This is a genomic window from Enterobacter sp. UPMP2052 (assembly GCF_053709675.1).
The window spans coordinates 1-14,931 of sequence record NZ_JBSKJR010000017.1; the positions used below are offsets into that span (position 1 = coordinate 1).

13 protein-coding genes are annotated in these 14,931 nt (G+C 56.7%); 5 read left to right on the forward strand and 8 right to left on the reverse strand.

Going from position 1 to position 14,931, the window contains the following annotated elements; translation table 11 throughout:
• Positions 1 to 68: 68 nt before the first annotated feature.
• From ACWKX3_RS22700 to syd, 8 genes are all read right to left on the reverse strand, one after another.
• Positions 69 to 1,208: a glycerate kinase gene (locus ACWKX3_RS22700; RefSeq protein ID WP_454542518.1), complete on the reverse strand. Its 1,140-nt coding sequence runs from the start codon at positions 1,206 to 1,208 to the stop codon at positions 69 to 71.
• A 77-nt stretch (positions 1,209 to 1,285) separates the two neighbouring features.
• Positions 1,286 to 2,623: a glucarate dehydratase gene (gene gudD / locus ACWKX3_RS22705; protein WP_058608537.1), complete on the reverse strand. Its 1,338-nt coding sequence runs from the start codon at positions 2,621 to 2,623 to the stop codon at positions 1,286 to 1,288.
• A 14-nt stretch (positions 2,624 to 2,637) separates the two neighbouring features.
• Positions 2,638 to 3,978, reverse strand: coding sequence for an enolase C-terminal domain-like protein (locus tag ACWKX3_RS22710; RefSeq protein WP_454542529.1), 1,341 nt, complete (start codon positions 3,976 to 3,978; stop codon positions 2,638 to 2,640).
• Positions 3,978 to 5,333 carry a galactarate/glucarate/glycerate transporter GudP gene (gudP, locus tag ACWKX3_RS22715; RefSeq protein ID WP_058608538.1) on the reverse strand — a complete coding sequence of 452 codons (1,356 nt, stop codon included), beginning with the start codon at positions 5,331 to 5,333 and terminating at the stop codon, positions 3,978 to 3,980. The genes ACWKX3_RS22710 and gudP overlap by 1 nt, the downstream gene beginning before the upstream one ends.
• A gap of 338 nt (positions 5,334 to 5,671) precedes the next feature.
• Positions 5,672 to 6,121: a flavodoxin gene (locus ACWKX3_RS22720; RefSeq protein ID WP_006178273.1), complete on the reverse strand. Its 450-nt coding sequence runs from the start codon at positions 6,119 to 6,121 to the stop codon at positions 5,672 to 5,674.
• 15 nt (positions 6,122 to 6,136) lie between these two features.
• A complete protein-coding gene (gene truC, locus ACWKX3_RS22725; RefSeq protein ID WP_006178275.1) occupies positions 6,137 to 6,922 on the reverse strand; it encodes a tRNA pseudouridine(65) synthase TruC in 786 nt (261 codons plus the stop codon).
• The gene (locus ACWKX3_RS22730; protein ID WP_454542519.1) at positions 6,919 to 7,248 is read right to left on the reverse strand and encodes a YqcC family protein; all 330 of its coding nucleotides are present in this window, start codon (positions 7,246 to 7,248) and stop codon (positions 6,919 to 6,921) included. The genes truC and ACWKX3_RS22730 overlap by 4 nt, the downstream gene beginning before the upstream one ends.
• Positions 7,249 to 7,881: 633 nt before the next feature.
• On the reverse strand, positions 7,882 to 8,427 hold the full coding sequence (gene syd, locus ACWKX3_RS22735) for a SecY-interacting protein (protein ID WP_454542520.1): 546 nt from the start codon (positions 8,425 to 8,427) through the stop codon (positions 7,882 to 7,884).
• A 69-nt stretch (positions 8,428 to 8,496) separates the two neighbouring features.
• On the opposite strand from syd, the gene queF reads away from it, so the two are divergent.
• The 5 genes from queF (at position 8,497) to xni (ending at position 14,927) form a co-directional block, all read left to right on the forward strand.
• Complete coding sequence (gene queF / locus ACWKX3_RS22740) at positions 8,497 to 9,339, forward strand: NADPH-dependent 7-cyano-7-deazaguanine reductase QueF (protein WP_088208623.1); 843 nt, start codon at positions 8,497 to 8,499, stop codon at positions 9,337 to 9,339.
• Between the two features lie 116 nt (positions 9,340 to 9,455).
• Positions 9,456 to 10,820, forward strand: coding sequence for a nucleotide 5'-monophosphate nucleosidase PpnN (gene ppnN / locus ACWKX3_RS22745; protein WP_042321829.1), 1,365 nt, complete (start codon positions 9,456 to 9,458; stop codon positions 10,818 to 10,820).
• Positions 10,821 to 11,334: 514 nt separating this feature from the next.
• Positions 11,335 to 12,624: an HAAAP family serine/threonine permease gene (locus ACWKX3_RS22750; protein ID WP_042321831.1), complete on the forward strand. Its 1,290-nt coding sequence runs from the start codon at positions 11,335 to 11,337 to the stop codon at positions 12,622 to 12,624.
• A gap of 63 nt (positions 12,625 to 12,687) precedes the next feature.
• Positions 12,688 to 14,055 carry an L-serine ammonia-lyase gene (locus ACWKX3_RS22755; RefSeq protein ID WP_006178282.1) on the forward strand — a complete coding sequence of 456 codons (1,368 nt, stop codon included), beginning with the start codon at positions 12,688 to 12,690 and terminating at the stop codon, positions 14,053 to 14,055.
• Between the two features lie 113 nt (positions 14,056 to 14,168).
• Complete coding sequence (gene xni, locus ACWKX3_RS22760) at positions 14,169 to 14,927, forward strand: flap endonuclease Xni (RefSeq protein ID WP_058608544.1); 759 nt, start codon at positions 14,169 to 14,171, stop codon at positions 14,925 to 14,927.
• Positions 14,928 to 14,931 lie beyond the last annotated feature (4 nt).

The following is a 14,931-nucleotide window of genomic DNA, read 5'->3' on the forward strand; positions in this document are numbered from 1 at the left end:
CGCTTACCGGGCCAACAGATGCACGAACGTAGGCCGGGTAAGGCAAAGCCGCCACCCGGCAATCACAGCTAAAATGCCTGCCCCACTTTCAGTACCGCCGCGATGTTTCTGGCGGCCATCCTGACGTTCTCGCTGGCGTTTTCCAGCGCATCTTCCAGCGAGCAAATGGTGTAAATCACGCTGAATACCGCGTCGATACCGTGATCGTGCACCACGCCGACGTCCGCCGTCAGGCTGCCGGCGATCCCGATAACCGGTTTGTTATAGCGTTTCGCGACCCTGGCTACCCCAACGGGCACTTTACCGTGGATAGTCTGGCTGTCGATTCGCCCTTCGCCGGTAATCACCAGATCCGCGTCCGCTACCTGTTCATCCAGGTGCAGCGCGTCTGTGACGATTTCAATCCCCTGACGAAGCTGGGCACCGCAGAAGGCGTAAAGCGCAGCGCCCATTCCCCCTGCCGCACCGCCACCCGCAAGGTGCAGCACATCGATGTCTAAATCCCTGGCGATGACCTGCGCGTAATGCTCCAGCGCGTTATCCAGGGTGACGATCATCTCCTGCGTGGCCCCTTTCTGCGGGCCAAAGATCGCGGATGCGCCCTCTTCGCCAGTCAGCGGATTGGTGACATCGCAGGCCACCTCGATCCGGCAATCCGCCAGGCGGCGATCGAACTCACTCACGTCGATACGCACCAGGTTAGCGAGCTCACCGCCACCCTGTCCGACAGGCTGCCCGTGGGCGTCCAGCAGTTTTGCGCCCAGCGCCTGCACCATGCCCGCGCCACCGTCGTTGGTCGCACTGCCGCCAATGCCGATAATAATATGCTTAACGCCCGCATCCAGCGCGTGGCGGATGAGTTCGCCTGTGCCCCACGACGTGGTGATCAGCGGGTTGCGCTTAGACGGTGCGACACGCTCAAGCCCGCTCGCCGCCGCCATTTCGATAAACGCGCTCTGCTCGTCGCCGGACAGGCCGTAAAATCCGTCTACCCGTTCACCCAGCGGCCCCGTCACGTCTACAGGGACAATGCGCCCTCCAGTCGCGGCGACCATGGCTTCAACGGTGCCTTCGCCGCCGTCCGCCACCGGGAGTTTGACGTATTCAGCCGTCGGGAAAATGTCGCGAAAACCGTTTTCTATCGCTGTCGCTACCTCAAGAGCGCTCAAACTTTCCTTGTAGGAGTCCGGTGCGATAACAATTTTCATAAGCCGTCCTTACGCATATTAGTTACGTTAAGCATATACCACCCAAGAGACCGCTCATGGGAGCGGTCCCAGTTGGTTTATCGTACCATGCACGGGCGCTTATTGTCGAATGTCCAGTTCGGGATCAGGTACTGCATCGCGGTGGCATCATCGCGCGCGCCGAGGCCGTGCTGGAGATACAGTTCATGGGCTTTCATAACGCGATCCATATCCAGCTCGACCCCCAGGCCCGGCGTGGCAGGGACCTGCACCATCCCGCCCTTAATTTCAAACGGCTGCTTAGTCAGACGCTGGTTGCCTTCCTGCCAGATCCAGTGGGTATCGATGGCGGTGATCTTGCCGGGCGCAGCAGCCGCAACATGGGTAAACATCGCCAGCGAGACATCGAAGTGGTTATTGGAGTGTGAGCCCCAGGTCAGGCCGAACTCATGGCACATCTGCGCCACGCGAACCGATCCCTGCATCGTCCAGAAATGGGGGTCAGCCAGCGGGATATCGACAGACTGCAGCGACAGGGTATGCCCCATCTGGCGCCAGTCGGTGGCAATCATGTTGGTTGCAGTCGGCAGGCCTGTGGCGCGGCGGAATTCCGCCATCACTTCCCGGCCAGAGAACCCCTGTTCCGCACCGCACGGATCTTCTGCATAGGCCAGAACGCCCTTCAGCTGTTTGCCGATGTTGATGGCTTCTTCCAGAGACCAGGCACCGTTCGGATCCAGGGTGACGCGTGCCTGTGGAAAACGTTTAGCCAGCGCCGAAATGGCCTCGGCTTCTTCTTCACCAGCCAGCACGCCGCCCTTCAGCTTGAAGTCGTTGAAACCATATTTTTCGTACGCGGCCTCAGCCAGGCGCACCACCGCATCCGGGGTCATCGCCTCTTCATGACGAACGCGATACCAGTCGCAGGTTTCGTCCGGCTGGCTCTGATACGCCAGCGGCGTCAGCTTGCGGTTGCCGACGAAGAACAGATAGCCCAGCATTTCCACTTCGCTGCGCTGCTGCCCGTCGCCCAGCAGAGAGGCGACGTTCACGCCCAGGTGCTGGCCCAGCAGATCCAGCATTGCGGCTTCGATACCGGTTACAACGTGAATGGTGGTGCGCAGGTCAAAGGTTTGTAGCCCGCGCCCGCCCGCATCGCGGTCAGCAAAGGCGTTACGCACCGCGTTCAGAACATTTTTATATTCGCCCAGCGTTTTACCCACTACCAGCGGAATGGCATCCTCCAGCGTTTTGCGGATCTTTTCGCCGCCGGGGATTTCGCCCACGCCGGTATGCCCGGCGTTATCCTTCACGATCACGATGTTGCGGGTAAAGAATGGCGCGTGTGCGCCGCTCAGGTTCATCAGCATGCTGTCATGGCCCGCAACCGGAATGATCTGCATGGAAGTGACTACAGGGGTAGAAAATGTGCTCATCGTTCAATCCTTTATCAGTGACGTCCAAATACCGGGCGCTTGCGGTCAAATGTCCAGCCGGGGATCAGGTACTGCATCGGGCCTGCGTCGTTGCGCGCGCCGCCCGGCAGTTTTTTATACGCCTCATGCGCTTTGTGGATCTGATCCCAGTCAAGCTCGACGCCCAAACCTGGCGCATCCGGTACGGTAATGTTGCCATTTTTGATTTCCAGCGGATTTTTGGTCAGGCGGGCTTCCCCTTCCTGCCAAATCCAGTGGGTATCAATCGCGGTCGGGTTACCCGGTGCCGCTGCGCCAACGTGGGTGAACATCGCCAGCGAAATATCGAAATGGTTATTGGAGTGGCAGCCCCAGGTCAGGCCCCAGTCGTCGCAAAGCTGCGCCACGCGGACCGCACCAGAGAGCGTCCAGAAGTGCGGGTCGGCTAAGGGGATATCGATCGCATTGAGCATCACCGCGTGGCCCATTTCGCGCCAGTTGGTGGCAATCATGTTGGTGGCGACCGGCAGCCCGGTGGCGCGGCGGAACTCCGCCATCACTTCGCGCCCGGAGAAGCCCTGCTCGGCACCACAAGGGTCTTCTGCGTAGGTCAGCACATCACCCAGCCCTTTACACAGAGCGATGGCCTCATCCAGCAGCCATGCCCCGTTCGGATCAACGGTGATACGCGCATCCGGGAAGCGTTTCTTCAGCGCGCGGGCGGTGTCAATTTCCTGCTCACCGGGCAATACCCCGCCCTTCAGCTTGAAATCTTTAAACCCGTAGCGATCCTGCGCCGCTTCGGCCAGGCGGACCACCGCCTCGCTGGAGAGCGCCTCCTGGTGGCGCAGGTGATACCATTCATGGCTGCCCGGCGAACGCGACAGATAAGGCAGGTCGGTTTTTTCACGATCGCCGATGTAAAACAGGTAACCGAGCACCGTCACCGCGTCGCGCTGTTTGCCCGGCCTTAACAGCTCGCAGACCGGCACGTTCAGCGCTTTGCCCAGCAGATCGAGCAGGGCCGCTTCCAGCGCGGCCACCGCGTTAACGCGCAGCTCAAAGGTCCAGGCCCCCTTGCCGAAGGTGTCGAAATCCGCCGACTGGTTGCCCTTGTGCACCCGCTGAACCACGTTGTTCAGACGAGCCACTTCATGACCAACAACCTGCGGGATGGCATCGACCAGCGTCTGGTAAATGACCTCACCTCCCGGCGCTTCACCGACGCCCGTATTTCCGGCGCTATCGGTGAGCACCACGATGTTGCGGGTGAACCAGGCGTTATGCGCGCCGCCGATATTGAGCAGCATACTGTCCTGCCCGGCCACCGGAATGACCTTCATCTCAGTAACGACAGGGGTTGATTGGGTTGTCATCATCCACGCTCCGCAACAGGTTTCAGTTCAACACGTTTGATATCCCCTACCAGCACCAGATAGCTCAGTACTGCGACCAGGGCATGCACGCCAACGTAAATCAGCGCGCCGTTAAATGAGCCGGTCGTGCCAACGATGTAGCCGATGGCGATTGGGGTGACGATCCCGGAAATGTTGCCGAACATATTGAACAGGCCACCGCTCAGGCCGCTGATCTCTTTCGGTGCGGTATCCGCCATCACCGCCCAGCCCAGCGCGCCAATCCCTTTGCCGAAGAAGGCCATCGCCATAAAGCCGATAATCATCCACTCTGCGCTGACGTAGTTACAGAACACCATGGTCATGGAAAGCAGCATACCGAGCACAATCGGCGTTTTACGGGCGATATTTAGCGAGCCGGTGCGGCGCATCAGCCAGTCGGAAATTACGCCGCCCAACACACCACCGACGAATCCGCAGATCGCCGGAACCGAGGCGACAAACCCCGCTTTGAGGATCGACATGCCGCGAGCCTGCACGAGATAAACCGGGAACCAGGTGATGAAGAAGTACGTCAGGGCGTTAATGCAATATTGGCCAAGATAGATCCCGATCATCATGCGCGATCCGACAAGCTGTTTGATCTGCGCCCACTTCTGGCTGAACGGTACTTTTGCCTTTTCGGATTTCTGATCCATGTTGATCAGCGCCCCGCCTTCCGCAATGTACTCCAGCTCCTTCTTGTTCACGCCCGGATGCTGGTTCGGTTCGTGGATAACCTTCAGCCAGATAAAGCTGATGACGATCCCCAACCCGCCCATGAAGAAGAAGACGTGTGACCAACCTACCTCATGCGTCAGCCAGCCCATGATCGGCGCGAAGATCACCGTGGCGAAGTATTGGGCCGAGTTAAAGATCGCCACCGCCGTGCCCCTCTCCTGCGCCGGGAACCAGGCCGCCACAATTCGGCTGTTGCCGGGGAAGGAAGGCGCTTCCGCGAGCCCCACCAGGAAGCGCAGGGTAAAGAGCGCAACGATAATGCCAAAGCCGCTAAAGATATCGACGAAGCCCTGCAGCAGGGTAAACATCGACCAGATAAAGATGGACCAGAAGTAAACGCGTTTGGAGCCAAAACGGTCGAGCAACCAGCCGCCAGGGATTTGGCCGATCACATAGGCCCATGAAAATGCCGAGAAGACGTAACCCATGCCGACCGGATCAAGCCCGATATCTTTTGCCATTTCGGAACCGGCAATCGACAGCGTGGCGCGGTCGCCGTAGTTGAAGGATGTGACGATAAACAGCATCACCACTATCCAGTAGCGAGCGTTGGTGCGCTTTTCAGCGCCGCTCGCGGCCTGGCTTAATGTACTCATAGTTGCACTCCTGAATCATGGCTTGCGCCAGTTCATTCTGTACAGCACCTGTAGGGTAATCAGAATGAGAGGTTAGTGTTGGGCAGTTTTGGTACGGCTCAGCGCCGTTTTATAGTGAAGCACTGCCTTTTCTGGTAACTGACGGGAAAAGTATATGAAGGAGTGACGCGCTTCCTCACCGTGCATCGACACAACATTCAACGGGGAGGAAGACGTGGTTTGGGGCATAAGCCCAAAGCAGTTGAAGATACTTCACGGAATTGCGGTTTTAATGCGGCTTTATGGCCGGGTGGCGGCTTCGCCTGACCCGGCCAGTAAACCCTGCCGCCGGGCAGGGATTAGCTGAGAAGTGTGGCCCAGTGCTCAACCCACGGGTTTGATTCGCTTTCTGGCTCCGGGTGTTCACCCGCATCAATCAGCAGCATCTCACCGACGCGCTGGGCGCTCTGTTCCTGCAGGAGCGCATCGAACTGTTTACCGCCGCCGCAGAAATTGGCGTACGAACTGTCACCCAGAGCAATGATGCCGTAGTGAACGTCGGGCTGATAACCAAGCCGATCTTTAATGCCCTGGTAAAGCGGAGCGATGCTGTCCGGCAGATCGCCCTGCCCGGTTGTCGACGTCACGACGAGGATGTATTTATCCTGGTACTTCTTCCAGTCGTCCAGCTCAGGATCTTCGTATACCGTGGCCTTATGGCCCTGATTCACAAGGATTGCCTCTGCCTCTTCTGCTACCAGCAGCGAGTTGCCGTACATTGTGCCGACAAAAATGCCTACTTCAGCCATGCGTTGTTCCCTTGATTAATGCGCCTGCTGTTCATCCTGAACGTTGCCTGCCGCAAACTCAACCCTTTCATTTTCGGGGAGTTGTCCCCGCCAGCCAAACTGTGACAGCGCCTGCATCCAGACATCGTCCAGCCCCGCGCGGATGCTCAGCGGTTCACCGGTGAACGGGTGCGTCAGGCTCAATTCGCTGGCGTGCAGCATCAAACGGTGACAGCCAAAATGTTCGGCCGCACTGCGGTTCTGACGCAGATCGCCGTGCTTGCTGTCGCCGATAATGGGGTGGCGAAGATGCGCAAGGTGGCGGCGCAACTGGTGTTTACGCCCGGTTTTAGGCAAAAGCTCCACCAGGCTGTAGCGCGTGGTGGGAAATTTGCTGGTGGCGACCGGCATTTCCGTGGTCGCCATTGCGCGATAATCGGTCACCGCAGGCTGCGGGCCTTTATCGTCGCGGGCAAATTTATCGGCTATTTTATCCAGCTCTTCAACCAGCGGATAATCCAGCGTGCCGGATTCCGTCAACCAGCCGCGCACGATGGCGTGATAGCGCTTCTGCATCTGGTGCTGCTCAAACTGTTGGGAGAGCAAACGCCCTGCCTCGCTGGATAACCCCATCAGCAGTACGCCAGAGGTCGGCCTGTCCAGACGGTGCGCGGTAAAAACATGCTGACCAATCTGGTCGCGCACGGTCTGCATCACGACGACCTTTTCGTCGCGATCCAGCCAGCTTCGGTGCACCAGCCAGCCTGACGGTTTATTCACCGCCACCAGCCACTCATCCTGATAGAGGATTTCAAGGGTCATGCATCGTCACCGGCAAACAGCGCATCGAGACGAGCCAGCTCGGCCAGCATGACGTCGCGGGCTGGATGGCTGGCCTCAAGCGCCATTTCATAATAGGGAGAAACCACAAATGCCTGCGGCAGCGGATGCCCGCCGTCCAGCAGTGCATGCATGCGGGGGATCAGCACCCACTGCAGCCACTCAAAGGGTTCCAGCGTATCGAGACAGAAAGGTTGTGTACTCGCGAATGCCTCTGGCTGCGGCGCGCTTGCCTGCCACAGCTGATGCTGGCGCAAAAGGGCTTCGATGGTGTGCAGCTGAGCACGAACGCTATCGTGATTCGTCATAAGAACCTCAACGTAAATACGGAACGGCGCGCAGCATAGCATTGCGGGAAGAAGAAATAAAAAAAGGGAGCACTGTATAAACAGTGCTCCCGGTTCGTTCCGCAGCATTCCAGCTACAATTCGTGCTCCCTGCTCATCCGTGACAACTTTTCCTGATGCCCGAAGGGCGTTGGTTATCCGTTAACCGTTGCATCCTGCTCACATCATCCTGATGTGTGTGTTTCGTCCTGAAACGTCCTGGCCTTCCTGACCCACCGACCATCCTGACCGGCTCTCGTTCTCCTTCCTGGAGGTGTCCCTTACGCATCCTGCGTTATCCACTTTGCTTCATCCTGAAGCCTTCCTGCAGCGCCATCCTGACGAGTCCTTGCTGAGATACGCCATCATCCTGATGTTCGTTTCTCGTGTCGGCGTCCTGTCGACAGAGATAGAATCCGCTATTCCGCCGCATCTTACAACCCACCTACTACGCCCTGTAAGCCATCAGAGATGCTGTGAGATCGCGTCATTTGTCTTTAATGTCTTGAAAAATAAGACGATACTTATCTTAAACCTTTGAGACAAAACTCAACGTTCCAGCGATCTCTCACAAAGCGTGTAAGAGATCTCTCACACGCGCAGTAGCAACATGGATTACAGAACAGGCTCAAGTCGGGTGAGGAAATCCGCAAGTGAAGGGGCGAGGACATCGCGGTTGCGGGTGCCGATCGTCTCTTTGACCACTTCCCCGGACAGGTTGCAAACGGAGATAACGTCCAGCTCGCTGTCGAGTGTGGCAATAAAGAGCGTCGGAGAAAGCTTAAGGCGCTTTTGCGTGACCAGGTGACCAATCAGGTTTTCCTGAACACGCTGGAGGTCGACCTCACTCCAGGTTTGCAGCAACGTCAGCGCGATATCGGCAAAGCGCGCGGTCATATCCCCGGCAAACTGCGCGGTATAATACGCGTGAACCGCTGGTTGTACCACAAGGTCCATTGCGCGTTCAACCGCATTTACATTCTGCTCAACCGTGAAGGGTTTGGGCTGCCAGAGCACGCTGTCTTCAAGCGTGGTGATAATGCACGGCGACGGCACGCCGTAAAGATCGGCGCTCTGCGGCCACGTCCCATGCTGTTCATGCCATGCATCGCAGTAGCGGGTGGTGAAAGTAGTTAGGGCATGTGCAGTTTCGATATCCACCGATTTCTCTCTTCTTGTAAGACAGGATAAACTCAGCCCATAAGTGTACCTGTAAAGTGGCTATGAAACATGTCTTACGAAAATCATCAGGCGTTAACGGGCCTGACGCTGGGCAAAACGACCGATTACCGCGACACCTACGATGCAAGTCTGTTGCAGGGCGTTCCCCGCAGCCTGAACCGCGACCCACTGGGCCTGCACGCCGATGCGCTGCCGTTTGTCGGCGGCGATATCTGGACGCTGTACGAACTCTCCTGGCTTAACGCCCGCGGCCTTCCGCAGGTGGCGGTCGGCCACGTTGAGCTGGATTACGCCAGCCAGAACCTGATCGAATCCAAAAGCTTTAAGCTGTATCTCAACAGCTTTAACCAGACCACATTTAACAGCTGGGAAGATGTACAGCACACGCTGCAGCGGGATTTAAGCGCCTGCGCGCAGGGCGACGTGGCGGTGTCGCTCTATCGCCTGCATGAACTGGAAGGCCAGCCCGTTGCCCACTTCCACGGTACCTGCATCGACGATCAGGATATCGGGATCGACAGCTACGAATTCAGCGCCGACTACCTCGAAAATGCGGCAAGCGGCAAGGTTGTCGACGAGACGCTGGTCAGCCATCTGCTCAAGTCTAACTGCCTGATTACCCACCAGCCCGACTGGGGCTCGGTGCAGATCCAGTATCGCGGTCCGAAGATCGATCGCGAGAAGCTGCTGCGCTATCTGGTGTCGTTCCGCCACCATAACGAATTCCACGAGCAGTGCGTGGAGCGCATCTTCAACGATATCATGCGTTTCTGTCAGCCGGAGAAGCTGAGCGTCTACGCGCGCTACACCCGCCGCGGCGGCCTGGACATTAACCCGTGGCGTACCAACACCGATTTCGTGCCTGCCACGGGCCGGCTTGTGCGTCAGTAATCTAAATATTTTCACAATATGCGGGCGGTATTCCGCCCCGGGTGTTGTGAAACGTCATAAGCCAGGGCTATTGTAATCTACAGGGAAAGACGATCTTCGTCCCGTAAGGAGCTCACTTGATTACACATATTAGCCCGCTTGGCTCAATGGATATGTTGTCGCAGTTGGAAGTCGACATGCTTAAACGCACGGCCAGCAGCGACCTTTATCAACTGTTTCGCAACTGTTCACTTGCCGTACTGAACTCCGGAAGCCTGACCGACAACAGCAAAGAGCTGCTGTCCCGCTTTGAAAGTTTTGATATCAACGTGCTGCGCCGCGAGCGCGGCGTAAAACTGGAAGTGATTAACCCACCGGAAGATGCCTTTGTTGACGGGCGCATTATTCGCTCCCTGCAGGCAAACCTCTTCGCCGTGCTGCGCGATATCCTGTTCGTTAACGGGCAGATCAGTAACGCCGGGCGTTTCCAGCATCTTGACCTTGAAAGCTCGGTTCATATCACCAACCTGGTGTTCTCTATTTTGCGCAACGCCCGCGCGCTCCACGTTGGTGAAGCGCCCAATATGGTTGTGTGCTGGGGTGGTCACTCCATTAATGAAACCGAATATCTCTACGCGCGCCGCGTGGGGACCCAGCTTGGCCTGCGCGAGCTGAATATCTGTACCGGCTGCGGTCCGGGCGCGATGGAAGCGCCGATGAAAGGTGCCGCCGTAGGTCACGCGCAGCAACGCTATAAAGAGGGGCGCTTCATTGGCATGACCGAGCCGTCGATCATTGCGGCTGAGCCACCGAACCCGCTGGTTAACGAGCTGATTATTATGCCGGATATTGAAAAACGTCTTGAGGCGTTTGTCCGTATCGCGCACGGCATTATTATCTTCCCGGGCGGCGTCGGCACAGCGGAGGAGTTGCTCTATCTGCTCGGCATTCTGATGAACCCGGCCAACAAAGATCAGGTTTTACCGCTGATCCTCACCGGGCCAAAAGAGAGCGCCGACTATTTCCGCGTGCTGGACGAGTTTATCGTGCATACGCTGGGTGAAGACGCGCGCCGTCACTATCGCATCATCATCGACGACGCTGCGGAAGTGGCGCGCCAGATGAAAAAAGCGATGCCGCTGGTCAAAGAGAACCGCCGCGATACCGGAGATGCCTACAGCTTTAACTGGTCAATTCGCATTGCGCCCGACCTGCAGATCCCGTTCGAGCCGTCCCACGAAAACATGGCGAACCTGAAGCTTTATCCGGATCAGCCGGTGGAAGTGCTGGCCGCCGATCTGCGACGCGCCTTCTCCGGCATTGTGGCGGGTAACGTCAAAGAGGTGGGCATTCGTGCGATCGAAGAGTTTGGCCCGTATAAAATTCACGGCGATCCTGACATGATGCGCCGAATGGATGACATGCTGCAGGGCTTTGTCGCCCAGCACCGTATGAAGCTACCGGGTTCTGCCTATATCCCGTGCTACGAAATCATCAAATAACGCTTTAGCGATCCTCTGCCAGGCCGGAATGCGACGTCTCGCTTTCCGGCTTTTTTTATTCGTGAATTAATTCATAGACATCCCTTATGTCATTTACAAATCCATCACCTGCGCAAACGTTTACTCCCTTTTCCAACCATCAATTATCAGCCTTAATCCAAATTACCTGCCACAAAACACTAAAATCCCATTTTTTTATAGCGTAAGCCACCTAACTCAGGGGCGACTTCTTCACGCCATATGTTGTTAATGGTAGCCTTCGCGCCCGTAAATTCTCTTTGATGTTTTTTTGACAGATAAATGGTCTAAATATGCCCATCCTGAAAGTATATTATTGCAATTGGGATCAGGATCACTGATAGATTCATAACTAGAATGTATCTTTCCGCCCGCCAATAGTTACGGGCAAAAATTATTAAAAAACCGTCACTGAACGAATTTCATATTACCGTCAGGCACTTTTTCATCGGATTTGACTAAAAACCTGACAATTTGCTTCCTCCAGGAGATACAGATGGAAACCACTCAAACCAGCACCGTTGCTTCGATTGATTCCCGAAGCGGTTGGCGCAAAACGGATACCATGTGGATGCTTGGCCTTTACGGCACAGCAATCGGCGCTGGTGTACTGTTCCTTCCTATCAACGCAGGCGTTGGCGGCTTAATCCCGCTGATCATCATGGCGATTATCGCCTTCCCGATGACCTTCTTTGCACACCGCGGTCTGACCCGCTTCGTGCTGTCCGGTAAAAACCCGGGTGAAGACATCACCGAAGTGGTTGAAGAGCACTTTGGCGTGGGCGCGGGTAAACTGATTACCCTGCTCTACTTCTTCGCAATTTACCCGATTCTGCTGGTGTACAGCGTGGCGATCACCAACACCGTGGAAAGCTTCATGACGCACCAGCTGCAGATGACGCCGCCACCGCGCGCCATCCTTTCGCTGATCCTGATCGTGGGTATGATGACCATCGTGCGCTTCGGCGAGCAGATGATCGTAAAAGCGATGAGCATTCTGGTGTTCCCGTTTGTCGCCGCCCTGATGGTGCTGGCCTGCTACCTGATCCCACAGTGGAACGGGGCGGCGCTGGAAACCCTGTCTCTGAGCAGCGCATCCGCAACCGGCAACGGCTTGCTGTTGACCCTGTGGCTGGCAATCCCTGTCATGGTGTTCTCCTTCAACCACTCGCCAATCATCTCTTCTTTCGCGGTTGCGAAGCGTGAAGAGTACGGCACCGGTGCAGAGAAGAAGTGCTCCAGCATCCTGGCACGCGCCCACGTGATGATGGTACTGACCGTTATGTTCTTCGTATTCAGCTGCGTGCTGAGCCTCTCCCCGGCAGACCTGGCGGCGGCGAAAGAGCAGAACATCTCTATTCTGTCTTACCTGGCAAACCACTTTAACGCACCGCTGATTGCGTGGATGGCACCGATCATCGCGATTATCGCTATCACCAAATCCTTCCTCGGCCACTATCTTGGCGCACGTGAAGGCTTCAACGGTATGGTGATTAAATCTCTGCGCGGTAAAGGTAAGAGCATTGAAATCAACAAGCTGAATAAAATCACCGCGCTGTTCATGCTGCTGACGACCTGGGCAGTCGCCACGCTGAACCCAAGCATCCTGGGCATGATTGAAACCCTGGGCGGCCCGGTTATCGCGATGATTCTGTTCCTGATGCCGATGTACGCGATTCAGAAAGTACCTGCGATGCGTAAATACAGCGGCCATATCAGCAACGTTTTCGTTGTGGTTATGGGTCTGATTGCCATCTCCGCTATTTTCTACTCGCTGTTCAGCTAATACCTCCTGCGCCGTCTTCGGGCGGCGCACTCCTCCCCTCTGACTGATAGCAATGGACGCATCATGATTAGCGTATTCGATATCTTCAAAATCGGTATTGGTCCTTCCAGCTCTCACACCGTCGGACCAATGAAGGCCGGTAAACAATTCACGGATGACTTGATTGCACGCGGCATTTTGCACGACATCACCCGCGTGGTTGTCGATGTATACGGTTCCCTTTCCCTTACCGGTAAAGGCCACCATACCGATATCGCCATTATCATGGGCCTGGCGGGAAATCTGCCGGACACCGTTGATATTGATGCGATCCCTGGTTTTATCCAGGACGTCAATACCCATGGCCGCCTGCTGCTGGCAAACGGCGATCACGAGGTTGAATTCCCGGTTGATCACTGCATGAATTTCCATGCGGATAACCTGTCGCTGCACGAAAACGGCATGCGTATTACCGCGCTGGTTGGCGATAAAGCGGTTTACAGCCAGACGTATTATTCCATCGGCGGCGGTTTTATTGTCGACGAAGACCACTTTGGTCAGACCAACAACGCGGCGGTTGAAGTGCCGTACCCGTACAAAAACGCTGCGGATCTACAGCGTCACTGTCAGGAAACGGGTCTGTCCCTGTCCGGCCTGATGATGAAAAACGAACTGGCGCTGCACAGTAAGGAAGCGCTGGAGCAGCACTTCGCCAACGTCTGGGAAGTGATGCGCGGCGGTATTGAGCGCGGGATCACCACCGAAGGCGTACTGCCGGGTAAACTGCGCGTACCGCGCCGTGCGGCAGCGCTGCGTCGTATGCTTGTCAGCACCGACAAAACCACCACCGACCCGATGGCGGTCGTGGACTGGATCAACATGTTCGCGCTGGCAGTAAACGAAGAAAACGCGGCGGGCGGCCGCGTCGTCACGGCACCGACCAACGGTGCCTGCGGCATCGTCCCGGCGGTTCTCGCGTATTACGACAAGTTCATCCGTGAAGTGAACGCTAACTCGCTGGCGCGCTACCTGCTGGTTGCCAGTGCGATTGGCTCCTTGTACAAAATGAACGCCTCCATTTCCGGTGCGGAAGTGGGCTGTCAGGGTGAAGTCGGCGTGGCCTGTTCTATGGCGGCGGCGGGTCTGGCTGAACTGCTGGGCGCAAGCCCAACTCAGGTCTGCATCGCGGCGGAAATCGGCATGGAGCATAACCTTGGCCTGACCTGCGATCCGGTCGCCGGACAGGTGCAGGTACCGTGCATTGAACGTAACGCGATCGCCTCCGTGAAAGCGGTGAACGCGGCACGTATGGCGCTGCGCCGCACCAGCGAGCCGCGCGTGTGCCTCGATAAAGTCATTGAGACCATGTACGAAACCGGTAAAGACATGAACGCCAAATACCGCGAAACCTCCCGCGGTGGTTTAGCCATGAAGATTGTCACCTGCGATTAAGCCTCAAAAAGAAGCCTCGTTTTGCGAGGCTTCTTCCCGTTTTACCCACCGCACATAGTTTCATACTGCTGACAGTGTTACCCTTCACCCATTAGATAGAAGGGAGATTATCTGTGGCTGTTCATTTGCTTATCGTCGACGCGCTTAATCTGATCCGCCGAATCCATGCGGTACAAGGCACGCCCTGCAAGGATACCTGCCTGCACGCGCTGGAACAGCTTATTCGCCACAGCGAACCGACTCACGCGGTTGCGGTGTTCGATGATGAAGCGCGTAACACCGGCTGGCGACACCAGCGGCTGCCCGACTACAAGGCCGGACGCGCGCCCATGCCTGACGATCTTCACGCTGAAATGCCCGCCATCCGGGCAGCCTTTGAACAGCGCGGCGTGCCCTGCTGGGGCGCGCACGGCAACGAGGCGGACGATCTCGCGGCCACGCTTGCCGTTAAAGTGGCAAGCGCGGGGCATCAGGCCACGATAGTCTCGACCGACAAAGGCTACTGTCAGCTGCTTACCCCCACCATCCGTATCCGCGATTATTTCCAGAAGCGCTGGCTTGACGCACCGTTTATCGCCAGTGAGTTTGGCGTCTCACCCGCGCAACTTCCTGACTACTGGGGTCTGGCGGGCATTAGCAGCTCTAAGGTTCCAGGCGTGGCAGGCATAGGCCCGAAGAGTGCCGCGCAGTTGCTAACGGATTTTCAACATCTGGAAGGGATCTACGCCCGGCTGGATGAGGTGCCGGAAAAATGGCGCAAGAAGCTGGAGGCGCATAAGGAGATGGCGTTTATCTGCCGCGAGATTGCGACGCTACAGACGGATTTACAGCTGGACGGGAATTTGCAGCAGTTGCGGTTAGAGCGTACCTGACGGG